General features: G+C 40.6%; 18 protein-coding genes and 1 pseudogene. 7 read left to right on the top strand and 12 right to left on the bottom strand.

Translation table 11 applies throughout. The annotated features are described in order from the left end of the window. Window positions 1–29: 29 nt before the first annotated feature. The 3 genes and pseudogenes from H6G28_RS11125 to H6G28_RS11135 form a co-directional block, all read right to left on the bottom strand. Window positions 30–1112, bottom strand: a complete 1083-nt coding sequence (locus H6G28_RS11125) for a polyamine ABC transporter substrate-binding protein (protein ID WP_190592493.1) — start codon at window positions 1110–1112, stop codon at window positions 30–32. A 24-nt stretch (window positions 1113–1136) separates the two neighbouring features. Beyond that, a pseudogene (locus tag H6G28_RS11130) lies at window positions 1137–1520 on the bottom strand (four helix bundle protein). 93 nt (window positions 1521–1613) lie between these two features. Continuing rightward, entirely contained in the window at window positions 1614–2741 is a 1128-nt protein-coding gene (locus H6G28_RS11135) for an ABC transporter ATP-binding protein (RefSeq protein ID WP_190670756.1), read from the bottom strand. Window positions 2742–2973: 232 nt separating this feature from the next. Here H6G28_RS11135 and mrdA point away from each other — a divergent pair, with 232 nt between their 5' ends. Further along, a complete protein-coding gene (gene mrdA, locus H6G28_RS11140) occupies window positions 2974–4815 on the top strand; it encodes a penicillin-binding protein 2 (RefSeq protein ID WP_190670758.1) in 1842 nt (613 codons plus the stop codon). Next, window positions 4790–4927, top strand: coding sequence for a hypothetical protein (locus tag H6G28_RS36565; RefSeq protein ID WP_206758260.1), 138 nt, complete (start codon window positions 4790–4792; stop codon window positions 4925–4927). Before mrdA ends, H6G28_RS36565 begins: the two co-directional genes overlap by 26 nt. 93 nt (window positions 4928–5020) lie before the next feature. Here H6G28_RS36565 and H6G28_RS11145 read toward each other — a convergent pair whose 3' ends face one another. The 5 genes from H6G28_RS11145 to priA form a co-directional block, all read right to left on the bottom strand. Further along, on the bottom strand, window positions 5021–5260 hold the full coding sequence (locus H6G28_RS11145) for a DUF6737 family protein (RefSeq protein WP_190670760.1): 240 nt from the start codon (window positions 5258–5260) through the stop codon (window positions 5021–5023). Between the two features lie 217 nt (window positions 5261–5477). Then, entirely contained in the window at window positions 5478–7286 is a 1809-nt protein-coding gene (locus tag H6G28_RS11150) for a DUF1565 domain-containing protein (protein WP_190670762.1), read from the bottom strand. A 597-nt stretch (window positions 7287–7883) separates the two neighbouring features. Beyond that, the gene (locus H6G28_RS11155; protein WP_190670764.1) at window positions 7884–9137 is read right to left on the bottom strand and encodes an FAD-dependent oxidoreductase; all 1254 of its coding nucleotides are present in this window, start codon (window positions 9135–9137) and stop codon (window positions 7884–7886) included. Between the two features lie 226 nt (window positions 9138–9363). Beyond that, window positions 9364–10665, bottom strand: a complete 1302-nt coding sequence (locus H6G28_RS11160) for an FAD-dependent oxidoreductase (RefSeq protein ID WP_190670766.1) — start codon at window positions 10663–10665, stop codon at window positions 9364–9366. 24 nt (window positions 10666–10689) lie between these two features. Continuing rightward, the gene (gene priA / locus H6G28_RS11165) at window positions 10690–13311 is read right to left on the bottom strand and encodes a primosomal protein N' (protein WP_190670768.1); all 2622 of its coding nucleotides are present in this window, start codon (window positions 13309–13311) and stop codon (window positions 10690–10692) included. An 870-nt stretch (window positions 13312–14181) separates the two neighbouring features. Here priA and H6G28_RS11170 point away from each other — a divergent pair. The 3 genes from H6G28_RS11170 (at window position 14182) to H6G28_RS11180 (ending at window position 16638) form a co-directional block, all read left to right on the top strand. Then, entirely contained in the window at window positions 14182–15351 is a 1170-nt protein-coding gene (locus H6G28_RS11170) for an RpoD/SigA family RNA polymerase sigma factor (protein WP_190590079.1), read from the top strand. A 138-nt stretch (window positions 15352–15489) separates the two neighbouring features. Beyond that, window positions 15490–15972, top strand: coding sequence for a GNAT family N-acetyltransferase (locus H6G28_RS11175; protein WP_190670770.1), 483 nt, complete (start codon window positions 15490–15492; stop codon window positions 15970–15972). Window positions 15973–16446: 474 nt separating this feature from the next. Beyond that, on the top strand, window positions 16447–16638 hold the full coding sequence (locus H6G28_RS11180) for a hypothetical protein (protein ID WP_190670772.1): 192 nt from the start codon (window positions 16447–16449) through the stop codon (window positions 16636–16638). A gap of 49 nt (window positions 16639–16687) precedes the next feature. On the opposite strand, the gene H6G28_RS11185 is transcribed toward H6G28_RS11180, so the two are convergent. Then, window positions 16688–18481, bottom strand: a complete 1794-nt coding sequence (locus H6G28_RS11185) for an ABC transporter ATP-binding protein (RefSeq protein WP_190670774.1) — start codon at window positions 18479–18481, stop codon at window positions 16688–16690. Between the two features lie 214 nt (window positions 18482–18695). On the opposite strand from H6G28_RS11185, the gene H6G28_RS11190 reads away from it, so the two are divergent. Beyond that, complete coding sequence (locus H6G28_RS11190) at window positions 18696–19526, top strand: DUF2887 domain-containing protein (RefSeq protein ID WP_190670776.1); 831 nt, start codon at window positions 18696–18698, stop codon at window positions 19524–19526. A 196-nt stretch (window positions 19527–19722) separates the two neighbouring features. Here H6G28_RS11190 and H6G28_RS11195 read toward each other — a convergent pair whose 3' ends face one another. From H6G28_RS11195 to H6G28_RS11205, 3 genes are all read right to left on the bottom strand, one after another. After that, entirely contained in the window at window positions 19723–20781 is a 1059-nt protein-coding gene (locus tag H6G28_RS11195; RefSeq protein WP_190670778.1) for an iron-siderophore ABC transporter substrate-binding protein, read from the bottom strand. A gap of 1 nt (window position 20782) precedes the next feature. Next, a complete protein-coding gene (locus H6G28_RS11200) occupies window positions 20783–23374 on the bottom strand; it encodes a TonB-dependent siderophore receptor (protein WP_190670780.1) in 2592 nt (863 codons plus the stop codon). A 109-nt stretch (window positions 23375–23483) separates the two neighbouring features. Continuing rightward, entirely contained in the window at window positions 23484–24488 is a 1005-nt protein-coding gene (locus tag H6G28_RS11205; protein ID WP_190670782.1) for a helix-turn-helix transcriptional regulator, read from the bottom strand. A gap of 127 nt (window positions 24489–24615) precedes the next feature. Between H6G28_RS11205 and H6G28_RS11210 the strand changes: the two genes are divergently transcribed. Next, the gene (locus tag H6G28_RS11210) at window positions 24616–25437 is read left to right on the top strand and encodes an Rpn family recombination-promoting nuclease/putative transposase (RefSeq protein WP_190590086.1); all 822 of its coding nucleotides are present in this window, start codon (window positions 24616–24618) and stop codon (window positions 25435–25437) included. The last annotated feature ends 48 nt before the right edge of the window (window positions 25438–25485 follow it).

Consider the following 25485-nt stretch of genomic DNA (forward strand, 5'->3'; position numbering starts at 1 on the left):
TACCATTTTGGATTGGATAATCTTCCTATTTAGGCACTAGTTAATTGCGTCCAGAAACGCTCATAAACTTCCTCAAAATCTCCCAGAGGAGTAATCCGTTCGCACTTTTCTAAAATTGCGGTTTCGGGGAATAAATTTTTATTAGTTTTGATTTTTTGGGGTAATTGTTCAAACCCTGCACTATTTGGGGTAGCAATATTTAAATGTTGGCTAACACTGGCTGCAACTTCTGGTTGTAAAATAAAGTTAATCCAAGCATAAGCTCCATCAGTATTAGGTGAGCTTTTCGGCACGACAATTGTATCAGTCCATAAAGAAGAACCACTGCGCGGAATGACATATTTAAATTTAGGGTTTTCTTGGATGACACGAATTGCATCGGCTGAATAACACATTGCTAAGACTAAATCTCCCGCCAGCATTTGATTTTGCCAAGCATCAGTATCGAAAGCAGCGATCGCTGGTTTTAATTGCTTTAATTTGTTATATGCTTGTTGTAGTTCTTCCTCCTCTTTTGAGTTATAAGAATAACCCAACATTCTTAATACTGCACCCATTACCTCACGCACATCATTGAGTAAGGTCATTCGCTTATTGAGTGTCTCTTGATTTTGCCAAAGATATTCCCAGTCGGCTGGGGCTTTTGGCAAAACTTCAGAATTATAAATTAAACCCGTCGTTCCCCAGTTAAATGGTAAACTGTAGCGGTTATTGGGGTCGTAGCTAGGGTTTTTAAATTGGGGAAAGAAATTCTCTAAACCATTGAGGCGAGAGTGATTTAATTCGATTAACAAATTTTTCTCGACCATCTTCTGTACCATATAGTCAGATGGATAAATTACACTGTAAGCACCACCACCTCCGGCTAAGACTTTAGCTAACATCACTTCATTAGAATCATAAGTATCTACAAGTACTTGTAACCCAGTTTGAGTGCTGAAAGTTTGGATTAACTTTTTATCAGCATATTGTGTCCAAGTATAAAGGTACAATTTATCACTTTTACTTGATTGTGTTGCCGCCCGCACATTAGCTAATCTCCAACCACAACCAGTTAAAGATAAGCTGGAAAGTGCTGCTAATTTTTGTAAGAATTTTCTTCTATTTGTCATTTGTTATTTGTCATTTGTTATTTGTCATTGGTCATTTGGGTTGGAAATATTGCCTATTGATTTTAAGTATGAGTTTAACTTTGGCGCTAGTTCATTAATAATATTTTTGATACTCTGAGTTTGTTCAAGAGTTAAAAAGTTGCGTTTATAAGCACTCTTAGCCAATGTTGCGTTTCATTCAATGAACCTCTTGCTATCCTAACAAAACGTTTATTCTCTTGATAACTAACTCTACCAACTCCCTCCGCTATATTTATTTGCACCAATACTATCTACTGAACGTACAATTTGTTTACCCACAGTATCTTGAGCTAAAGGTTTCCAATTATGAACAATTTGCCAAATTTCATCGGCTAATTTTTCTGATAATTGATAAACTCGTAAATCTTGAAAGCGTTTAGTTGACATTAGCTCAATATATATATTTGGCTTTGCTAGATTTAGTCAATTATATTTACTAAATTGTCATTCAACAAATGACAAATGACAATTGACCAATAACTATTGACTAATAGCCAAACAATCACTTTCAGCCCATAAAACATAAATTGGTGTATCTCTGTCTGGCAAATTACCAAAGGTATTAGGTTGGAGAACATTGATATTTATGCCATTGGTTAATTCAACAACATAAGTAACATGAGTGCCTAAATACATAACATTGACTAGTCTGCCTTCAAAGCAGTTAGTTGGTAAATTGGGTGGATAGATTGATAGTTGAATTTTTTCGGGACGTACACTCACCACTACAGATTGAGATAATTCGATGGGTGTATCTTCATAGCGGGTGACGATAATTTTTAAACCCGTTTTGGTGAGAACTTGGATACATTCAGCTTCGACAGCAGCAATTTCCCCACTAAATAAATTAGTATCACCAATAAAATCAGCGACAAAAGCGGTTTGGGGATGTTCGTAAATTTCGCTGGGTGTCCCAATTTGCTCAATTTTGCCTTGATTCATCACCGCAATGCGATCGCTCAAAGACAAAGCTTCTTCTTGGTCGTGAGTCACTAAAATAAAGGTTAAGCCTAACTTTTGATGTAAGTTAGACAACTCAACCTGCATCTCTTTCCGCAGCTTTAAATCCAACGCGGCTAAAGGTTCATCTAACAGCACCACAGCCGGTTGATTTACTAACGCCCTAGCTAATGCTACCCTTTGCTGTTGACCACCAGACAGTTGATTGGGAAAGCGCGATCGCAAACTTTCCATTTTGACGAGTTTTAAAGCTTCTGTCACTCGACTTTCAATTTCTGATTTACGAAGTTTTTTTAATTGCAGTCCAAAGGCGATGTTATCCCAAACATTCAGGTGATTGAACAGCGCGTAACTTTGAAATACAGTATTGACTGGACGGCGATAAGGCGGCACATTCGTCATCGGTTGACCTTGAATCAACACCTTACCCGCATCCGCAGTTTCAAATCCAGCAATTAAACGTAATGTTGTTGTCTTGCCACAACCAGAGGGGCCTAAAATACTAAAAAACTCCCCTTGGCGGACATCCAAATCGATTCCATGTACGGCTGGTTCTTGCTTGAAGAACTTAAACACGTTACGCAGTTCCACATCCAAAGGCTGAAACGACGTAATACCCCTCTGATTCTGCACAACAGATTGAGCCATAATCCTCAGTAGAATGCTGTGATTTAACCTGATTGTTTCCGTGAATGTAGCCTATTAAGCAGACTTAAAAAACACTTTGGTTTATTGTATCCGCCAAAAACCCCAGATCGGGAATATACTTTGGTGATTGTTACAAGCTTAATAGCAAGATTGGATTTTGGGCATTCTAGAGCAAGTGTTGGGCGTGGGAAAATTATTCACCCTCAAATCTAAAATCTAAAATATTTGTCTTATGGCGTTATTTTCATCACCCTTATCGAACAGCAAAAAAGATACACGGACTGTTGGACGTGGTATTCAATCAATATTTTTAATTGGGTTCACTTTATTGACGCTGGTTGGAATTGAAGCACGATTAGCATATTTACAAATCGTTGAAGGATCTCAACTGCGAAAACGTGCTGAATCTAACCGTGTTCGGACAATTCTCAAACAACCAGAACGAGGTAATATTTTTGACCGGAATGGGAAGTTGTTAGCCACCACCAGATATCCCCATTCTGTATATTTGTGGCCTCTAGCACACACTAAACCATCTTGGTCAGTGGTTGCGCCACGGTTATCCAAAATTCTGGGTATTTCCCAAGAAGAAATGGAAAAGAAACTGGATGCGGCTGGCGCTAACTCAGCTTCCTTGATTCGGATTGCGCGTGATGTCAGCGAAGCCCAAATTACGGCGTTAAAAGAGTATGAAAGCGAACTGAAAGATGTGGAAATTAACACAGATGCAGTACGCTACTATCCACATGGGCAAGAATTAGCCCATGTACTGGGTTATACAAGGGAACTGACCCCCGAACAGTTAAAAGATAAGCAAAAAGAAGGCTACCGTCTGGGTGATGTGATTGGTCAGATGGGTATAGAAAAAGCTTATGAAACGACATTACGCGGTGAATGGGGTGGTCAGCAAGTGGAAGTGGATGGCGCAGGTCGCCCAATCCGCATTTTAGGGGAAAAACAAGCTAAAGCTGGCAAGGATTTACATTTAACTATAGATTGGGAACTGCAAAAAGCCGCCGACAAAGCTTTAGGTAAGTATCAAGGTGCAATTGTCGCCCTTGATCCCCGAAATGGTGCAGTTTTAGCGATGGTGTCTCATCCTGATTTCGACCCGAATATTTTTTCTAAGCAAAAACTCTCCGAGAAAGATTGGGAAAGTGTGCAAGGAAAAGACCATCCTCTAGTTAATCGGGCTTTAAGTGCTTTTCCGCCTGCAAGTACTTTCAAAATTGTCACCACCACGGCGGGGCTAGAATCGGGGAAATTTTCTCCTGGAACAGTGTTGCAAACCTATGGTTCTTTGACTGTTGGTGGTGTAACTTTTGGTGAATGGAATCATGCAGGATTTGGGCCTTTGGGATTTCCCAGGGCAATGGCTATGAGTAGTGATACATTCTTTTATCAAATTGGTAAAGGTGTTGGTGGCCCGACTTTAATTGCATGGGCGCAGAAGTATGGTTTCGGTCAAAAAACTGGAATTGAGTTCCCCAGCGAAGAAACTAGGGGTTTGGTTCCCGATGAAAATTGGAAACAAAAAGCTTGGAAGATACCTTGGACTGTGGGCGACACAATTAATATGTCTATTGGTCAAGGTGCTTTGCAAGTCACACCACTGCAATCAGCAATTATGTTTTCTGTCCCCGCTAATGGGGGATATCGTGTCAAACCCCATTTATTGAAAGATAACGAGGAAGCAAAAAGTTGGCGCGAGTCTTTAAATATGAAGCAGTCAACTATTAATGTTCTCCGCGATGGACTGCGGAAGGTAATTACTGAAGGTACAGGGAAACGTTTAAATCTACCAACGATCGCCCCTGCTTCTGGTAAGAGTGGTACAGCAGAGGCTGGTGTTGGTCGGCCTAATCATACATGGTTTGGTGCTTATGCCCCAAGCGATCGCCCAGAAATTACCGTTGTCGCCTTTGGGGAAAATTCTGGGGATCACGGTGGTACAGTCTGCGGCCCAATGGTTTTACAGGTATTGGAAGCATATTTCCAACATAAGTATCCAGGGAAGTACCAAAAACCAGAATCAGCTAATTCTCAAAATGGTAGTGCTGTTAACGGCGACTAATACGGAATTTGTCATTGGTCATTTGTATTTGCAAAGAATCAAGAACAAACGACCAATGAAAGTTTCCACCAGAAAATTAGTGCGATCGCCTGAGCTTGTAGCGACAGCGTAACGCAGCTACCGCAAAGTTTCCTGACATTTTTTTAAAAATCAAATATGAGTCATATATAGTAATTCAGTGGGATTTTGACTTCTGATTTTTTCTTCAAGAATTTTCTTTTTGATATGATTCTAAAATTCCACTGCGAATCATTAACTGTGGCCAAATAAATACAAAAAAGCCCATCCAAATAAGTACAGGAATTGACACAAGAATTGTTAACCAAATAATTTTAAATAGGAACCAACTACCACTAATCAAGATTACAGATGCCAAAACTATAGACCAAGGTTGACACCACCAAGGTTTATAATCCCAAGGATTTAAAGGTTTTTGTTCAGACATAAAACATCATAGATTGTTTGAATGGAACAGGGATGAGAGGCTAGTACCGCTACGCGGAAGTCAAAAGTTAAAAGTCAAAAGTTAAAAAGCTGATATCACAAGCTTTTCAATAACTTGAAATGGTATCTTTACTTCCGCCACGTTGTAATAGGGATTAGAGTTTTTTAGAACTCAATACTTTGCTTACCTTACACCTCTACACCCCTGTGTTTTTTAATTAACCATTCACAATATATTGCGAATCAATCGCCGCTACACGGCCAGCATCAACCAATGCTTGATAAACCATCACCGCTACCTCCGCCCTTGTGGCATCGCGGGTGGGGTTGAGTTGCTTCAAGTTGGGATGATTGACGATAATTCTTTTATCTATGGCTTTGGCTATCTCATCTTTGGCATAGTCAGGAATTTTGGCTTGGTCATCGAAAATTTTGATAGCGTTGGCAACATTACTAGCTGTGCCTAGCCCTAGTCCATTCACGAGAGAAACCAGAACTTGCACACGCTGGATATTTTGGTTAGGGCGGAATGTATTATCTGGGAAACCAGAGAGAAATTGACCTTGATAGGCTTGCTGAATGACTTTAGCTGCCCAGAAGTTAGCTGCTACATCTTTAAATTGTGTTGCTGCCCGTTTTGAGGATGGTGCAAAAGCTTTGACAATTAATGCTGCATATTGCGCCCTAGTCATGGTTGCATTTGGTCTAAAGGTGCGGTCTGGGAAACCGTTAACTATGCCTTGTCTGACTAATTCTCTAATAAAGGCTGCTGCCCAATGATTAGCAATATCGGTTAAGTCGATGGGTGCAGGTGTAGGCGTTGGTGTGGGTTTTGGTGTTGGTGTTGGTGTTGGTGTTGGTACAGGGGTTGGTGTTGGTTCTGGGTCTATTTCTGGTTCTGGGTCTGGGGTGGGTGTGGGTATTGGTATTGGTACGGGTACTGGTGTGGGTTTTGGTATTGGTGTGGGGGTTGGTACTGGTGTTGGTATGGGTGTTGGTACAGGGGTAGGTGTGGGCGTAGGAGTCGGTACGGGAATCGGTGTGGGCGTTGGTACGGGAGTCGGAGTAGGTGTGGGGGTTGGTACGGGAATCGGTGTGGGTGTTGGTATGGGAGTAGGAGTAGGCGTAGGGGTCGGTACTGGTGTTGGTGTGGGAATTGGAGTACTAGCAAACTCGATATTACCGCTAACTTTGCTGGGATCAATTTGATTACCAACGGAAATTAGTCGATTGGAACTAGCATTTTGTAAGTCGAATTTGCCGTTATTGCGGAACGTATTACCGCCAGAACTGGAGGTACTGCCTAAGTCTGGTAGGGCGGTGGAAATTACAGTTAGACCATCGTCGGTATTATTTTCACTCACATTGTTACGTAATACGGGGCGGGCGCTACCAGAAACGACGATGCCAGAACGGTTTTCGGTAAATTTGTTATTTAAAAGTGTGGGTGAGGCTGTATCACTAATCGCTATACCAAAACCTGTTTTAATGCAGGTGTTGTCTTGAATTTGACCTTTGGCATTTTTAGCGATCGCAATTCCATTGGCTGCATTCTCTGTAAATACATTACCCTGAACTACTGGTTTGGCATCACCAGTGGCAAATACTCCCTCTCGCTTATTATTTTTGAAGGTGCAATTGGCAATGGTCGGGGTTGTTGATTCTGACCAAACACCACTACCGCGAGATGCTGGGTTGGTCACAGTCACTCCCCGCAGTTCCGAACCATCTAACATCACAAAGGTGACGTTTTGACCCGCAAAAGTCCGACTCAGATAGTTACCACTACCTTCAATTAAAATATTGCTGCCTTTGTTGGCTTCGTTACCAATGACTTTCACACCAAATGGAATGGTTAAGGGAAACACTTCTCCACTAGTAACGCTGTAATTTCCATCTGTGAGTTGAATAATGGTATCAGGTGTGGCAACCTTGAGAGCTTGGGTAATGGTTTTAAATGGCGCTTGCTGGCTACCAGGGTTGGTACTATTGCCAGTTAAAGGATTTACGTAAAATTTTTGAGGCATATTTATACCGCTAAAACATAGTCATACTATTAGCTCTAACTGGTAAAATGGCTAGTTATTGCTAAAATTTGCAACATTGACTACCAAATTTAACGGCTAAATTCCTGAAATTCCCAGATAGACAAACTTACCCCAAACACGCGGATAGGTAGGTGTACAAAATCATCTTTGATGAATAACGGCTGGATTCCTTGGAGGGTAAGCTTTTGCAGAAAAATTTAATTAAAATTATCCGCGCACCTTATACAGCCTGGGTTTCAGCATTTTCATGTAAATCAACTGACATTTCATCATGTTAGAATTATCCCATCCGCGAAACTGCACCTTGAAAACTAAATACAGCAAGCTTTTCCGGCTTCCGCAGTTAAAATCTCACTTAATCCCTATCAGGGATTGAAACCAAGAAATTCTAGCCGAATATAAAGAAATGTCGTTAAAATCTCACTTAATCCCTATCAGGGATTGAAACCTTGTATTACTTGCTCACTGTTGCCCACAAGGATGTTTCTTGTTTCGCGCAAAGGCGCAAAGAATCAATATTTACTTTCTGCTAAAAACCTTAATTCATCCCGCAAATAAGCAACGCTCAAAAATTAACTACTTCACATGAACCGGAAACACACCCAAAGCAATTAATCTAGCGGGTAAATCGCGCAAAATTGGTAAGCGTAACAATGCTGGCGGTTGAAAAGTCTGATTAGCAGACAATACAGGTGCAAATACTCGCTTTTGAATAAATGTCTGAAATGCTTGAATAATGCGTGTCGGTAACTCTCGCTGACGCTGAACTTTGGCTAAGTCACTCAGCTTGACTTGGTGATTTTGCAGAGGTTGACTGAGAACATTAGCGGCTACGACTGCATCTTGAATGGCGTAGTTAATCCCCACACCACCAACGGGAGACATAATATGAGCAGCATCACCAATGAGTAACAACCCTGGAAGATACCACTGTTTAACGCGGCTTGATTCTACCGATAAAAAAGCGACTTGTGACCAATCTTGAAGAGTATACAAGCGATCGCTTAATTCTGGCACAACTTCCACAATCGATTTCTTTAACTCCTCCAAACCAGCCGTCCGCAGTTTTTGATAGCCGCCTTTAGGAATTACATAAGCAATTTGCCACTCTGTACCACGGTCAAGCATCGCTACAATATGTCCAGGTGCAAAACGTCCCATTCCCCCATCAAATTCTTGAGGATGGCGGGGTAAGCGAAACCAGAGAATATCCATCGGTGGAGAAGTTTCAATAGATGCAAACTCTCCCATTTGTCTTAACTTGGAGTGACGACCATCTGCGCCAACTGTCAGCATAGCGCGGACTTCGTGCCAACCACCACCACCCCGATAACGTACTCCTGTCACTACCCCATTTTCTGTCATGAGTTCTTGAACATTCGCACCCATCACTAACTGAAAATTTGGATATTGTTGCGCTTCTTGGGTGATGAACTCCAAAAATTTTACCTGGGGCAACATTGTAATGTAGGGATAATTTGTGTTCAGGTGACTAAAATCTGCCAGAGTAAAAGTATTTTGCGGAGTTTTCACTTGAATTTGGCGCATTTTAGTATGAGGTAATTGTAATAGGCGATCGCTTAAATTCAATTCCTCCATAATTTGCATTACTGAAGGATGAATTGTATCTCCCCGAAAGTCGCGGTCAAAATCTTTATGCGCCTCTAGCAACATTACAGATATACCTTGACGCGCCAACAAAAAAGCTAAAACCACTCCAGCCGGGCCGCCACCCACAATACAACAATCAGTAGTGTGTTGATCTATAATCTCATGGGCTGGGTTTACAGTTGTGTCTGCAAGCGCATTAGTCGGTAGATGAGTAGTCATCACAACACCTCCAGATAGCCCTATCACCCAGGGTAGTTTGCTTTTTCTGGTAGCAGCAAATTTTTTAACTTTTTGTAGTCATTTATGTGAGTAACAAAAACAAGGGAGACAAGGGGGAGAGATACGGTTCAGCCAGTAGGGTGTGTTAGGCGTAAGCCGTAACGCACCACAGGTTTTGCGGTAGATGCGTTACGCTGTCGCTAACACATCCTACTTATATTTCAACTTACATTTTTGCCAAAATTTGTTGATTTGATTTTTTAACTTTCGCTATCCAATCTTGATATAAGTTGAGAATTTCTGAGTAGGAAAGTTTGCCTTCCGCCATCAGTTCAAATAACGAAGGTAGGAAGAACTTGGGTAAAATAGGAAAGAAATATTTACTCAGACGATTCCTGAATAACAACTCAACAAATAACTTTTTCGAGATAGGAAAAGCGTAATCACTTAATTCTACTAAAGCAATTCCATCAGCTTGACGTTGAAGACTAAACTTTTCCACAGCTACGGCTAAATTATCACCACATTCATCTAAAATTTGGTTAAAAATAGCTACATCTTCCAAGGCGGCGTTACAACCTTGTCCGAGAGATGGGGAAACTCCATGCGCCGCATCGCCAATCAACAAAACACTATCACCGTAATGATAGCGGTTACAGCGCACTGTCAGCACTCTAGATACAGGTCTATTAGCAAAATCTTCCGCTTCTGATTCTGGTAATACTTGGGCAATTTCTGGGAAATTTTGGTGTAAATAGTTGAATACTTCTTGTTTGGTAGTCAGTTCAGGAATGGTTTTATCTTTGTGCGGAAACACAATTACACCATTCCAACTGCTGTCCATTTGATAGACTAATAAAATATTTATACTGTTATCTAACCGCCAAGAGTTGACTTTATTTTGTTGCCAGTTGAGATTTAATTTAGGGTCTAATGGTGGTAATAAAAAAGATTTGTAGTCATTTGCAACATAATTTTGTTTACACTGAAAGTTCTCTGTTTGTAGAAAGCCTTCCCTAACTACTGAACGCGACCCATCTGCACCAATTAATAAGTCATAATCAACGGTAATTTCTGTGTCAGTATCCAGTTGTTTAAACTTTATTTGCTTTGTAGTAAAATCTACTTGTGTACATTCATGATTGAAGTGAAGATTAACTTGATTGCTGCCTTTGATGGTCAACTGTTCTAATAATTGAATTACCAAGCTCGTTCTGTCCAGGGTTAACTGTGAGTAGCTTCTACTGAATACCCGTGTTTTACCATTTTTTTGGTGCAGTGCGGCTCCATTAGTTTCTAAGCTGATGGCTTTTACAGCTTCCTTCAGTCCCTCAATTTGCTGTAAAGCATTGATCCCGCGTTGACTGAGAACAATCGAAAAGGTGCGCGACTTAGAAAAGGCGACAGTGCGGGGATCACTGCGAAAATCAAAAATATCGATTTGATATTTTTCTTGACGACGTAGTAAATAGTGAGCCAGTAGGACTCCGCTAGGGCCAGCACCAACGATCGCTACTCTTTTCACCATAATTCAACTCATAACTACCCAACCTCATAATATATTCATCGGATCAACATCTATAGTCAAGCTAACGCCATCACCACATAACTCTCTAATTTCGTCCCAATTGGGTAACTGGGGTAATTCATCAGGGTTAAATTTTAATAAGATTTGCCAGCGATAACGGTTCGCTACTCGCATTACCCCGGCTGGTGCAGGGCCGAGAATTTCAAAGCCTTCATTGTTCCCCAAGTTGGCAGCGATAATTTGGGCAGTATTCTGCACTTGAATGGGGTCAAGGCTACTGAGACGCAATAAAATTAACCTGCCATAAGGGGGATAATCAAGGTCACGCCGTTTTTCTAACTCAGTTTGACAAAAAGATTGATAATCGTGGGTGCAAACTGCGGCAATTACGGGATCTTCTGGGGTGTAAGTCTGCACAATGACTCTCCCTGCATCATCACCTCTTCCCGCACGTCCCGCCACCTGGGTAAGAGTTTGAAAAGCCCGTTCACTGGCGCGGTAGTCTGATAAATGCAGTAGTCCATCCGCAGCCACAACTCCCACTAGAGTAACTTGGGGTAAGTCCAAACCTTTGGTTAACATTTGCGTCCCGACTAATAAATCGGCTTCACCGTTGGCAAACTGAGTTAGCAAGGTGCGGTGTGCGCCTTTGTTGCGGGTGGTATCGCTATCAAACCGGATGCACCGCAATTGGGGAAACTGTTTAGCTAATTCTTGGGTGACACGTTGGGTTCCACTCCCAAAGAATTTTAAGTAAGGCGAACTACAATCGGGACAGAATTTGGGATGCGATCGCACATAATTACAGTAATGACACCGCAATAATTGGGGCGCACCTTCTTCTGCATGGTGATACGCTAAGGACACATCACAGTGCGGACATTCCATCACATAGCCACAACTGCGACAAGACACAAAAGTACTATGTCCCCGGCGATGAATAAATAAAATCCCCTGCTGTCTTCTTTCCTGTAATTGTGCCAAAGCCTCTTGCAAGCTGCGACTAAATATTGACCGATTTCCCTGCTGTAATTCCACCCGCATATCTACCACCTCAACTGGTGGTAAGGGGCGCGAGTTGATGCGTTCTGGTAATGATAGGTAGTGAGTGGGGAGTGGGGAGTGGGGAGTGGGGAGTGGGGAGTGGGGAGTGGGGGTAGACAAGGGAGAGGGGGTAGACAAGGTAGTTGAAACATCGTTTCTTCCTTGTCCCCCTTGTCCCCCTTGTCCCCCTTGTCCCCTTGTCCCCTTGTCCCCCTCCTGCCTTCCCATACTCACCCAACTCTCCAACGACGGTGTAGCCGAACCTAAAACCAAGGGACAGTTTTCTAACTCAGCCCGCCATTGGGCGACGGTACGGGCGTGGTAGGTGGGGATCGGTGAATCTTGCTTAAAGCTGCTGTCGTGTTCTTCGTCTAAGATGATTAAACCGAGGTTGGGTAAGGGGGCGAAAATAGCACTGCGCGTCCCGATGACTACTTGCGGTTCCCCTGTCAGCATTTGTCGCCAAGTATCGTAACGTTCGCCTTCGGAAAGGGCGCTGTGGTAAACGGCGACTTTGTTACCAAACCGGGCGCGGAATCTATCGGTGAGTTGGGGTGTGAGTCCAATTTCCGGGACTAAAACTAAGGCTGATTTACCTTGATTTAATAATGGTGCGATCGCTTGTAAATATACTTCTGTCTTGCCGGAACCTGTTACGCCATGCAACAAGACTTGAGCAAATTTAGTTAATGATTGTATAGTTGCTAAAGCATTAGCTTGGGCAGTATTTAATAACTTTGGCTGGTCTGGCGTTAATGTCGGGCTTTGTTCAGCACGTAAAATTTCCCGTTCTTCAATCACGATGTAACCTTTTTGCGCCAAGGTTTTGAGGATGGAAGAACTCGCATTACAAATTTGCAAGAGTTCGCTGTGCCATAATTCCCCACCGTTGCGGCGCAAAACTTCGATGATTTCTCGCTGACGCTGAGTTAAATCGCGATCGCTACTATCTATTAATGTGACAGCTTTTTGTAATTTGGGGCGAGTTAGTCTGGGGGCTTCTAAATAACTCTCCACCAAACCCAAGCGCAACAATTCCCGCACGCCGCGATAGGTGAACTTGACTTTTTGTTGAATATACGCAAAACTGTAATCCCCTGATGGTTGAGTTTGCAACAGTTGTAAAATCTGCTGGGCGACTGGACTGAGAAAAGCTCGATGAGATTGGCTTTGGGTATTAGTTAAACGAATCCGGCGTTGAGTCCGCCCTAATAATCCCGGCGGTAAAGCCACCCGAATCACCTGAATTAAGGGCGTGTAGTAATATGCTGCGACGCGGTTTAATAATTCCCAATAATAGCTGGGGAAAAACCCCACACTCACCACATCTTCGACTTCTCGAATTTTGTCGGGCGCTAGATCAATATTAGGTGTGCTTAACAACCGAATGGCGATCGCGCCTAACTGTTGTGCGCCAAATGGCACAGTTAATATATCCCCTGATTTTACTTCTAACTGCGGTGGTAAACGGTATGTAAATAATCCGGTAGCGCCTGGACAGTCTACCAAAACTTCAACGTAGCGATTCCCCTTTTGGGCTTGATAAGATTCCCCTGGCTCGGCAACTACTAAATTTTGTAAATTTAAGTCATTAATATACATATTTGTTGTTTTTTCTTGACAGGAATTTATGATCCCTTTTCTTAGCTCTCAAGAATTTAGTCTTTTTCTCTGTAAAAAGTAAAGTGTATTTCGCAATACGTTTATCACTCATGATACTTGATAAGTTTCCCGTTATGTAACCTACTAGACAAATCAAACTTAGCTATACGTGCAATAAATATTTGAAGACTGCTTACCACAAAAACCAAAAATAGGACTCATATTTGATTTAGAGAAAAAACTGCCTACTCCCTACTCACTAACTGCACAGATAATTTCAAAAATAAAACCGACTGACTATAAACCTCTGACTATTTATGAAATCATTTGCCGATTTACTAAATGTGGCATAGCCTTTTTCCGTCCATTGGTAGATATTCAATTATTGGTGTATGTGAGATGCTTTTATACAACTAATTAATTTCAGCTAATTAAATTACTGAAATTGTGACCTTTAGAAAATTTTATGAAATCCAAATAAAATCAAAATCAAAACCTTTACTTTGAGATTAGTTCCCCCCAGAAAAGATGAAAAACTTTATAAAAATATAGGAATTTTTAAGAAATGAGAATAATTACTTGGTTTCTTTTATATTTGTTAAGGTTGAGAATGGTTGAGGGTATTTGACAGATTTAGGGATTAATCAAAAAATAAGAAGTATATCTGTTAGAACCTGAGACAATAATTTTGAGGTGCAATCACCAATATTTGTACAGGGTTTGATCTAGCAGTAATCATACAGGACAGCTAGAAAAGAATTTTTTAGTTTTGCTAAGTGATTAGTAGAAACTTGTACTTGGTAATCAAGAAAGTGCATTTGTTTCTAAGGGGAAACTACCAAGCCGCAAACGAGTAGCTGTCAAGGAATTATGTACCAAACAAAGCAACCATCCCTAAAGGAAACTATGAATATTGCTGAATTGGGAACAATGGAAATATTAGAAACTGCTGCCGATACAGAAGAACAACTACTCGAAAGTTTAGAAATATTGGTAGAAGAAGAATCCCCAATTGCAGAAAATCTCGAACCAGAGGAACGTGATGGGGATGAGATGGCAGCAGCGCGACCTTCAGGATATAACAAAACTGAGCATGATGATGCCGTAGGTGCATTTTTTAAAGAAATGGCACGTTATCCTCTGCTGAAACCAGACGAAGAAGTTGAATTAGCACGGCGAGTCCGATTTTTAGAAGAAGTCCGAGACATCCAAGCCGCCTTGCAAGCCGAACTAGGACAGCCAGCAACCAAAGCCCAAGTAGCCGCCCAGTTCGATATGACAGAAAAGCAGCTAGAAAGCCGCTTATATCAAGGTCGAGTAGCGAAACGCAAAATGATTCGCTCGAACCTCAGACTAGTGGTATCAATTGCCAAACGATATTTAAATCGCGGAGTACCTTTTCTAGATTTAATTCAAGAAGGGGCAATGGGATTAAATCGCGCCACAGAAAAATTTGATCCCGATAAAGGATATAAATTTTCCACTTATGCTTACTGGTGGATTCGCCAAGCCATTACGCGAGCGATCGCTAATGATGCCAGGACAATTCGCTTACCAATTCACATTGTAGAAAAACTTAACAAACTCAAAAAAGCCCAACGCGAACTCAAACAAAAACTTGGTCATAACCCCACAGAAGCCGAAATGGCCGCTTCTTTGGAAATGACTGTCCAACAACTACGCCAACTACAACAACTACGCCGCCAAGCCCTTTCCCTCAACCATCGCGTCGGTAAAGAAGAAGACACCGAATTGATGGACTTATTAGAAGATGAAGACAACCTATCTCCTGAAGCCAAAATGAACGAAAACATGATGCGCCAGGAGATTTGGGAAGTTTTAGGTGACGTACTCACCCCACGCGAAAAAGACGTAATTTCTTTGCGTTATGGACTGACAACCAGCGAACCATGCACCTTAGAAGAAGTGGGAAATATGTTTAATTTGTCCCGTGAACGAGTCCGCCAAATTCAAAGCAAAGCCATGCGAAAATTACGCCGTCCCCACATTGCAAAACGCTTGAAAGGTTGGTTAGTTTAAAAGTGCTGAGTGCTGAGTGCTGAGTTTTAGTCAAATGAGTCTAGTTTAAAAGTGCTGAGTGCTGAGTTTTAGTCAAATGAGTCTTGACTCTTTAGCTTAACTATGGACTAATGACTATGGACTAATGACAAATGACTAATGACCGATTTAATTTTGCGGTTTGCTGAACCGAGTGATAGCAACGTACTATTTCAATTAATTAAACAGTTGGCGGAGTATGAGAAATTATCTCATGCCGTTACAGGCAATGTTGCAGCACTACAAGAGCATCTATTTGGTGAACAAAGATATATCGAAGCCATTTTGGCAGAATATCAAGGACAGGCTGTAGGTTTTGCCTTGTTTTTTCACAACTATTCTACCTTTCTGACCAAGCCAGGAATTTATCTCGAAGATTTGTTTGTTTTACCAGAGTATCGCCGTCAGGGTATTGGTAAAGCACTGTTAACCAAACTAGCGCAAATTGCAGTCGAGCGAAATTGCGGACGCTTAGAATGGAGTGTCCTGGATTGGAATGAACCAGCAAAAGCATTTTACCGGAGTATGGGAGCCAGCATCTTAGATGATTGGCGAATTTGTCGTGTCACAGAAGAGAACCTGAAAAATTTAGCCGCCAAGTAATAACAGGACTGACATCAATTTTATCGGAATTACGCATCAAAACGAAAAATCAAGGGTTTTGCCGAGGGTGTAGGGATGTACTTATTCAAAATCCTTACACTGGGATTTCTCACAAGAGAGAAATCCCAGTGTGTGGGAGGGGTGGGAGGATAAGAAATCTTTCCCCCCACACTCCCCACACCGCCTACCTATGCGTGAGAAATTCGGGTTACACCCCAAACCCCGTCCAAAATCATTTTTTCGTTTTTTGTTGAGTTATCGTTTGCTGGTTTTGTGATGACTATATCTAAATATTCAAATTTATTGATTTATAGACAGTTTTCAAACATAATTTTTTACTGTGCGATCGCTGCTATTGTAAAATTTGAGACTAACTAGCAAATTTGCTTCGATCAAATTTTTTCTATTTAGGTCAATTATTATACATTCTATTTTCTAACTCCTGTTTATTTCTCTGTTTTATTTTTGATACGGGTGCTTCAATATGTTCTGGCAATTAAAAGCGAGCTTGCAACTCAGTTGTCTTCTAATCCTATTGTGCAGGACTATTTTGTCAAAAAAGTTGGTGAGGAGTTTCCAGAACTCTCCACAAATCTTTGGCTGCATTCAAATGCCAATGGAATTACCCAGGCAATTCGCTTTATTACCAGCGCGAACGCATCTTAATTGCTAATAAAAATTAGAAAGGAAATTCAAATATTAAATGAACATTTTTTTAATGCACCCCAGACTGTACAAGCCACAGGCTGGTGTAAATCCCATCCAGTGCGATTAATTCTTCGTGTGTACCCTGCTCGACAATTTGACCATGTTCCATCACATATATGCAATGACTATGGCGAATTGTGGAAAGACGGTGAGCGATCGCAATAGTTGTCCGATTTACTGTAATCTTTTCTAAAGAGCGTTGAATAGCTGCTTCCGTCTCATTATCCACCGCAGATGTCGCCTCATCTAAAATCAAAATCGGCGGATTTTTCAACACTGCTCTAGCTATAGCAATACGTTGGCGTTGTCCCCCAGATAACTTTTGTCCTCGTTCCCCAACTATCGTTTCATAACCTTGGGGAAGCTGCATAATAAAATCATGGGCTTCGGCTACTTTTGCCGCATCAATAATGGCTTCTTCTGTCGCATGAAACGTACCGTAGGCAATATTTTCTGCTACCGTACCATGAAATAAGAATACATCCTGACTAACTAAACCAATACTACGACGCAAATCATACAAATCCAATTTTTGAATATCAATTCCATCAATCGTAATTGCACCAGTAGAAACATCATAAAAACGCAATAATAATTTCACTAAAGTGCTTTTACCCGAACCTGTAGAACCAACAACCGCAATAGTTTTTCCAGCAGGAATAATTAAAGATAAATCTTTAATTATCGCAGTGCTGTTGCGATAGGCAAAAGTCACATTTTTAAAATCAACCTCACCCCGCACCTGTTCCACCACTAAAGGCACATCTCCCGTAGTAATTTGGATAGGAGTATCTAATAAATCCATCACCCGCTTAGTAGAAGCAATTGCTCGCTGATAGTGATCAAAAGTTTCCCCTAAAAAGACTAATGGCCATAATAATCTTTGTACAAGCACCAGTAAAACACTATAATTACCTATAGATATTTTCCCTGAATATGCAGCCATTCCTCCCAGGAATAATAAAGCCGTAAACCCTGCTAAAACCAACATTCTAATTAAGGGGACAAAAGCCGCAGAAAGTTTAATTGCCTTGGTATTACTTTTTCTATAAGCTTCACTTTCCTCGGCTAATCTGGCATTTTCATAATTTTCTGCCGTGAAACTTTTAATTGTGGTAATTCCACTAATATTATTAGCCAGCCTTGCATTGAGAAGACTAACTTTTTCTCTCACATCAGCATAACGGGGTTCAAGACGTTTTTGATATAGAAATGAACCCCACAAAATAAAAGGCATTGGTAACATTGCTGCTAGAGTAATGTTAACTGGTAATATGAAAAATGCACCAACCATCAAAATTATCAAAGCAGTCGTAACTTGAATAACTTCATTTGCTCCCCCATTTAAAAAATCTTCAAGTTGGTTGATATCATCACTGAGAATTGACATCAAACCACCAGTGCTGCTGTCTTCAAAATAAGCTGATTCTAATTGTTGTAAATGGTTGTAAGCATCTAAACGTAAACTATGCTGGATATTTTGCGCGACATTGCGCCAAAGTCGGTCATAAGCGTACTGAGAAAGTGATTCAAAAACCCAAATAATAATAGTAATTAATGAAAGTAGTGCAAATTGCCATACTACTTCTTTAATGCCAAATTTAGCAATAACAGAATTTTGTTGTTGCACTAATATATCGACCGCAATACCCACTAACCAAGGTGGTGCTAAATCTAAAATCGTATTAATTACAGAATAGATAGAAGCTTGATGAATTTGTCCGCGATATTTTTGTCCATATCGCAGTAATCGCCGTAAGGGAGAGAGTTGATTTGATACCTGATGAAATTTAGGTGTCATTGTCTGAGTGAAACTTCAGGAATTTAATTTTTCTAATTAGTCATTACAAATGTAATTAACCAAAATATATAAATATTACTATTTTTTGATATATAATTTCTATCCAAAAACGGCAAATTTTTATCCCAAAATGGTAATTTATAGGTTATTTAGATAACACGTCTATGTAAAATCAGAACAAAACGTTATGATATGGCAGTGCTGAGAATACTTTATGCGTCGAGATTCGATATTTTATAAATTATTTCAACAATCCCCTAGTTTGTTATTTTCGTTATTGGCGAACCCACCAAGTAATGCAGATGAATATATATTTGATTCGGTAGCTGTTAAAGAACCAAAGTTTGAAATTGATGGGGTATTTCTACCACCACAAAATCCAAATCCGGGTGTAGTGTATTTCTGTGAGGTGCAGTTTCAAAAAGACGAAAGACTCTACGAAAGAGTATTTGCAGAATCGTATTTGTACTTTTACCGCAACCGTGACAGATTTAGTAATTTGCAAATCGTGATAATTTACCCATCTCGTAGTTTAGAACAAACTGATATTAATCCTTATCTCAGTCAACTGAATAGCCCCCAGGTAAATCGGATATATTTAGATGAGTTGGGTGATATTCGCTCCTTACCTGTGTGGGTTGGGTTGATGGTGTTGACTACTTTGGAAGAAGAACGTACTACTGAAGAAGCCAGGTATTTATTAACCAGGAGTCAGCAGGAAAATTCTCAACCAGAAAATCGCGCCATAATAGAGTTACTGGTGACGATCATGGTGTACAAGTTTGAAGGTAAAAACCAAAGGGAGGTAGAACAGATGTTGGGAATTACACTCCAAGAAACACGGGTTTATCAGGAAATTAGGGAAGTAGAAGCGCGATCGCTCGTTTTGCGTCTATTATCCCGTAAAGTAGGAGAATTACCGCACCAAGTACGTCAACAAGTTGAATCTCTTTCCCTGGAACAATTGGAAAATCTGGGTGAGGCTTTGCTTGATTTTACAAGTATGGCTGATTTACACGTTTGGTTAGAAGCACTTGAAAGCTAACTATAGGAATCCGCTTTGATTCCTGAAATCATTTGCGTAGTAAGGGAACAGGGAACAGGTAAGAACGAACAAAAGTGTACGGAGTTTTTTTCAGAAATCAAATATGAGTCCTATATATGACTCGTATTTAATGTTTTAAAAAAATCTGTACATCTTAAATATTAAACTACTGATGTAATTTGGAGTCTGAAAAAGCTTAATTTTGACTCGCTATTTTCGCCAAGGGTAATAGTTGTTCTTGTAAAGATTGAAGAGTAATTTGTGTACCACTGGGTGAAGGTAAACCTAAACAAATATAAGTAGGAATAAAATAAACTCGGTTGTTTCTACTCGCACGTAATGACTGAGCAAGGGTGTTTGTTTGCCAAGATTTCTGCACAGATTGTAATTGAGTTTTGGTAAAACTAGTTGTGTTTTTTATATTGCTTAACTCAACAATGTTATGTCCTTGGACAATGATTAAATCGGCATTAAGTTGGGGTAATATTTCTACCGAAATCGGTTGAGTAATATTTGTTGGTGTAGAGTTGGAAACCTTAGCCAGTTTAAATCCAATATCCTCTAATAAACCCCCACAAAAATCTAGAGGAGTCACCAGATTGATTGATGAGTTGAGTTGTTCTGAAGACACCATCAGGACTTTTGGATAGGTTTTGACAACAGGTGCTAATGCTTGACGGGTTTTTGTTATTTGTTGACGATGGGCTGCTATGATTTTTTTAGCCTGATTGCTGCGTCCTAATACTTGAGCGATCGCCTGTAAAGAATCTTGCCATTTATTGCCACCAACATAATCAAACAGCAGTGTGGGCGCAATTTGGGATAATTGACTATATTGTTGCTGATTTCCCCGAATATCTCCCAAAATTAAATCTGGCTTGAGTTTGATAATAGTTTCTAGGGATGGTTTGCTACTCATTCCCAGGTTAGCAATTGGGTGAGTGATGCGATCGCCTAAATAGGGAATCTGTTCTTGAGGACGATCAAAATCACCACGGCGATTGCTAAATATTTCCGCGTAGCCAATCGGCTGCACACCCAATAAAAGTACAATATCTAACATCTTGGGATTGAGAACCACAATCCGTTTTGGTTGTCCACAAATCTGCGTTTCTCCCCCCAGATGTTGCACTGTTTGACAATCACCTCTGGGTGTGAGATGGGAAGATGAGATGTCAGACGCTTGGCGATGACAACCTAAAACTAAAACCAACATCAAACAACTTAACAGCAATAATCGCACAATTACCTTCATCCTAAAAACTCACCGAAATCGAACCCACCACTGTAAATGGTTCTCCAGGAATACCTGCATTTGTGCGGCTACCAAATCCCCCCCGACTGTTTGTATATTCCACATCAAATAGATTGCGGAAATTAAGAGCAAACTTCCAATTATCTCGGCGGTAAAATAATGCTGCATTGGTGAGAACATAGCTATCTAGGGTAAAACTATTATTCAAATCTCCCTGACGTTCACCAACATAGTTAATTCCGATTCCTCCACCCAAACCTTGCAAACTCCCGCTTTGAATTTCGTAGGTTGTCCATAAACTGGCTTGATGTTGGGGAATTCCAATCAATCTGTTCCCCACCGGAATAGTATTATCTTGAGTTATCGTTGCATCCGTATAGCTATAGGAAGCAATGATATTCCAACCCGGTAAAATTTTTCCTGTCAAGTCGAATTCTACACCTTGACTGCGCTGTTCACCGGTGGCGATGGAAATACCCAAACCGGGAAAATTTGGATCTTCAGTAGCGACATTCTGCTTGGTAACGTCGAAATAAGCTAACGTCGCCAACAAATTCCCGCCTAATAGTTCTGTTTTTACCCCCACTTCAAATCCTTCCCCCCGTTCAGGTTCTAAGGGGTTGCCATCTGCGCCGATGTCATCCACACTGGGGTTAAACGATCGCGAATAACTGCCGTAAAAAGAAACATTGGGAATTGGTTGATAAACTACACCGATTCTGGGTGTCCAGGCAGAATCATTTTGAGTTGTATCACCACCTGGGTAAAATAAAGCAGGTACATTCTGATTTCTTTGTGCTACTGTTTCATAGCGCAAACCTAACAGTAGATTTAATTGTTCAAAGATTTCGATTTGATCTTGCAGATAAATTCCTAAGCGATCGATTTCCGAATTGCGGTCAAACAGCAATGTATCAAATTCTGGTCGATTTACGCCATAGCTGGGATTGAAAACATTAATGGGGAATGAGGTAAAGTTAGCCGAAGCAAAGCGGCTGGTATTAGTGCGACTCAAATCTGCACCAAATAGTAAAGTATGTTTGAGTCCACCAGTGGTAAATTTGCCAATAACATTGGTTTGTAAGGCGTAATTGCGAGAGTTGAAATCATCGAAAGCAAATATTCGCTGGAGTTCGCCAGTTGTTTCATCAAACCCTAGAAAGATGCTGAGTTTATCCGAGAAAACAGTGGAATCTGTGAAGCGAAAAGCATTGCGAATTGACCAATTATCGCTGAATTTGTGGTCTACAGATAAATTCAAACTCAAGAAATCACGCCGCAGAAAATCATCGGGTTCATTAAAAATGCGATCGCGCGGAGTATTGATCACGCCATCCCCAAAAGCCACTTTACCCGAATCCCAAGGCTGTTCGCGGTTGGAGACTTGTAAATCAAAAGCTAGATTGGTGCGATCGCTAATTTCCCATGTTAAGGCAGGTGCGATAAAAAATTGCTTAAACTCTTGATCAAAATCACGAAAACCATCGCGCCGAGAATAAACAGCATTCAACCGATATAGTAGGCGTTTATCATCTGTTAAAGGCCCGGAAATATCTATCTGTGGACGAATCAAGCCATCAGAACCAAATTGTAGTTCAGTTTGATAAAAGGGTTCAGATAGAGGTTGTTTCGTGACGACATTAATTAAACCCCCTGGCTGAATCTCGCCATACAGTATCGATGCTGGCCCTTTTAATACCTCAATGCGTTCTATGTTGGCGACTTCGGGAATCTCCGCAAAATCATATTGACGAAAGCCATTTTGCAATACAGGTGCTTGATCAAATCCCCGAATACTATAGTTTAAATCACTACTTGTATCTGTACCGTTATAGACAACACTACTAGAATTTTGTAAAGCTTCCTCCAAGCGCGTTACTTGCTGTTCTTCTAACACTTGACGAGGAATCACCTGAATTGATTGGGGAATTTTCAAAATTGGTGTATCTGTGCGTGTGGCTGTCGTCGCATTCGGTGTGAAATACTGGTCTTGTTCCCCGGTAACTACTAACTCAATTGGTTCATCCTGTTGCGCTGTTGGTTCTTCCTGTGGTGTTTGCGGTGGTTGTGTCGCAGTCGTTGTAGATACTACAGCAAAAATTAAACCTTCATCCCCATCAAATAACTCAACTGTAGGCAAAATTTTCTCACCGGCGATCGTCACACGCACACTATTGACATCTACATTCGTCACGGTGATTTCAGTAATTCCCGCGATTGGTTTTTCCGAACGAAATGTAAAAGCATCGCCATTGGGTAAACGCAACTGAGCATTAGGGATATCTACAATCAAGTTATTACCTTCACCGCGATTTGTGACTTGTAGTTGTTCCCCTTGGTTTGTTTCTAAAATTACCTCCACACCTTTATCTGTGGGATTTGCCTTAACTCCTGTAATTACTACAGTTGATTGAGCCAGTAAAATTTTCTCCCTCGTGCTTTGAATAGTATTTTGCTGTTTTTCTGATGCCAATACCTGTGCAGGCTCGCATATACTACAGATGATCCCGACTACACCCACTACCAACCAGAGATAAATTTTCAGTGATAATGCCAAACCCTTGCTGCTAGAAACCAAACCCCAACTGTTCATACTACTCCCTACACCCCTAAAAATCATCTTGCTTATTGCGTATATTTCTTATTTGCTAACAAACAGAGTGTAAAAGAGTGAAGCAAGTTGAGTCTATCCCAAAACAGTCTTATAGTCCCGAAACCAGCTTTTTACCTAAACAACATTCCCGTGGTGTGATCCCAAACTTGCGCTTAAAAGCAGCCGCAAAATGTCCTAAATGAGAATAGCCGACAATATTAGCTACTTCTGCCACTGTAAAATCAGTATTCTGTAACAGTTGATGCGCTTGTTCCATACGCTGATTTGTCAAATAACCGAACACAGTTGTACCAAACTGCATCTGAAATCCTCTTTGCAAAGTACTTTCACTCAAACCTACCTGTTGCGCCAATTCTGACAATAACGGTGGATTCTCCAAACTCTCTTGTAAAATTTCTTTAGCGTGATGAATTTTAGCAATAGTGTCTCTTTTCAATCGTGATGGTAATTGCTTTACTGTAGTCTCTTCTAAAAAAGGAGCTAACTGCAAAGCCATTAATTCTATGACTTTACCCTGTAAATATATCCGCCTAGTTACGCCTTGATAGGGACAGTTAATAATTTGCATTACAACACTTTGAATAGCTGAATGAGTTGGAGAGTAAAGTAGTGTTTGCCAATCGCTTTCTTTTGCCAAAAATTTTAATTGAGGCAGTATTTCTCCATCTTTTCCAGGAAAAAAAGTCTTCAATAAATGGGGTGGCATTTCTATATCAACACCCAAAATTCTTTGGGAATGCTGATAGCAAATATCAATTTTTTGCTGCATTCCACCACCAGAAATAAAGTTATTTCTATTTTCTCTCCCCATCTGCCCATAAGTATCTGTATACATCCCTAAAGCTAAGGCATGAAATTGCAAGGGATGATGATTAATTGGGGTTTTTAACACCATATCATGATGATACTCTTTGTCAAAAATACATAACCACAGTTGAGGATAGACTTCAATTGTGCGATAGTAGCCTCTACCAAGGTGTTTGGGCATTTGATCGAGATATTCATCTGCTTCTAAACCTGGTGATGCTTCCCTATTTTCCTTGCTTGCTTTTAAAAGTTCATTGTAGTCTTGACTACTTAAAGTAATCGTCATTGTCAGGAATTGCTTACATTAATAATAATTATTTGCAATAATTCTAGCATCAAGTTGAACAGTAATGAAATCAGAATGTCAAAGTATGTATGGTTAGATATTTAATAGAATTTAACTAAAATACTTCATGCGGCGTGACTCAATTTTTTACAAGCTATTTCAACAATCACCAACTCTGTTGTTTGAATTGTTAACCAATCCTCCCACAAATGCTGAGGCATATCGGTTTGATTCAGTAGCAGTCAAAGAACCGAAGTTTGAAATTGATGGGGTCTTTTTACCACCAGAAGATGAAAGTCCGGGTATAGTATATTTCTGTGAGGTACAATTTCAAAGGGATGAACAGCTTTATGAAAGGGTATTTGCAGAATCATCATTATATTTCTATCGTCAGCGTAATAGATTTAGTGATTGGCAAGTTGTGATCATTTACCCTTCCCGTAGTATCGAGCAAAGCGATATTTATCCCCATAGAAATCACCTGAATGGCGACCAAGTGCATCGTATATATTTAGATGAGTTGGGGGATATTCGCTCTTTACCTATATGGGTGGCGTTAATGGTGTTAACTACCCTTGATGATGAACAAGCACCACAGGAAGCAAGGTATTTGCTTACAAGAAGTCAACAAGAAATACCTCAACTCCAAAATCGCGCCATAATAGAGCTATTGACAACTATCATGGTCTACAAGTTTGAAGATAAGAGTCAAAGGGAGGTTGAAGAGATGTTAGGGATTACACTCAAAGAAACAAGAGTTTACCGTGAAATTAAGGAAGAAGGAGAAAAATCGCTGCTTCTGCGTCAATTAACTCGTCGTGTGGGAGAATTATCTCCAGAGATATGGCAGCAAGTTGAATCTTTGTCCTTAGAGCAATTAGAAAATCTTGGCGAAGCACTGTTAGATTTTCAGGGAATGGCTGATTTAGAGGCTTGGTTTAATCGCTGAAGTTGAACGAGGATAATGCTAAAAAGACTTTGGCGATCGCTTTTTCTT

The organism is Nostoc sp. FACHB-190 (assembly GCF_014696905.1).
Taxonomy (GTDB): Bacteria; Cyanobacteriota; Cyanobacteriia; order Cyanobacteriales; family Nostocaceae; genus Nostoc_B.

What these genes read in the sequence shown, in the direction of transcription:
- H6G28_RS11190 (WP_190670776.1), top strand. Translation starts at nt 18,696, where the DNA reads ATGCGTCGAGATTCGATATTTTATAAATTATTTCAACAATCCCCTAGT.
- H6G28_RS11205 (WP_190670782.1), bottom strand. Translation starts at nt 24,488, where the DNA reads ATGACGATTACTTTAAGTAGTCAAGACTACAATGAACTTTTAAAAGCA.
- H6G28_RS11175 (WP_190670770.1), top strand. Translation starts at nt 15,490, where the DNA reads ATGACCGATTTAATTTTGCGGTTTGCTGAACCGAGTGATAGCAACGTA.
- H6G28_RS11170 (WP_190590079.1), top strand. Translation starts at nt 14,182, where the DNA reads ATGTACCAAACAAAGCAACCATCCCTAAAGGAAACTATGAATATTGCT.
- H6G28_RS11125 (WP_190592493.1), bottom strand. Translation starts at nt 1,112, where the DNA reads ATGACAAATAGAAGAAAATTCTTACAAAAATTAGCAGCACTTTCCAGC.
- priA (WP_190670768.1), bottom strand. Translation starts at nt 13,311, where the DNA reads ATGTATATTAATGACTTAAATTTACAAAATTTAGTAGTTGCCGAGCCA.
- H6G28_RS36565 (WP_206758260.1), top strand. Translation starts at nt 4,790, where the DNA reads ATGGTAGTGCTGTTAACGGCGACTAATACGGAATTTGTCATTGGTCAT.
- mrdA (WP_190670758.1), top strand. Translation starts at nt 2,974, where the DNA reads ATGGCGTTATTTTCATCACCCTTATCGAACAGCAAAAAAGATACACGG.
- H6G28_RS11145 (WP_190670760.1), bottom strand. Translation starts at nt 5,260, where the DNA reads ATGTCTGAACAAAAACCTTTAAATCCTTGGGATTATAAACCTTGGTGG.
- H6G28_RS11160 (WP_190670766.1), bottom strand. Translation starts at nt 10,665, where the DNA reads ATGGTGAAAAGAGTAGCGATCGTTGGTGCTGGCCCTAGCGGAGTCCTA.
- H6G28_RS11210 (WP_190590086.1), top strand. Translation starts at nt 24,616, where the DNA reads ATGCGGCGTGACTCAATTTTTTACAAGCTATTTCAACAATCACCAACT.
- H6G28_RS11185 (WP_190670774.1), bottom strand. Translation starts at nt 18,481, where the DNA reads ATGACACCTAAATTTCATCAGGTATCAAATCAACTCTCTCCCTTACGG.
- H6G28_RS11195 (WP_190670778.1), bottom strand. Translation starts at nt 20,781, where the DNA reads ATGAAGGTAATTGTGCGATTATTGCTGTTAAGTTGTTTGATGTTGGTT.
- H6G28_RS11135 (WP_190670756.1), bottom strand. Translation starts at nt 2,741, where the DNA reads ATGGCTCAATCTGTTGTGCAGAATCAGAGGGGTATTACGTCGTTTCAG.
- H6G28_RS11155 (WP_190670764.1), bottom strand. Translation starts at nt 9,137, where the DNA reads ATGACTACTCATCTACCGACTAATGCGCTTGCAGACACAACTGTAAAC.
- H6G28_RS11150 (WP_190670762.1), bottom strand. Translation starts at nt 7,286, where the DNA reads ATGCCTCAAAAATTTTACGTAAATCCTTTAACTGGCAATAGTACCAAC.
- H6G28_RS11200 (WP_190670780.1), bottom strand. Translation starts at nt 23,374, where the DNA reads ATGAACAGTTGGGGTTTGGTTTCTAGCAGCAAGGGTTTGGCATTATCA.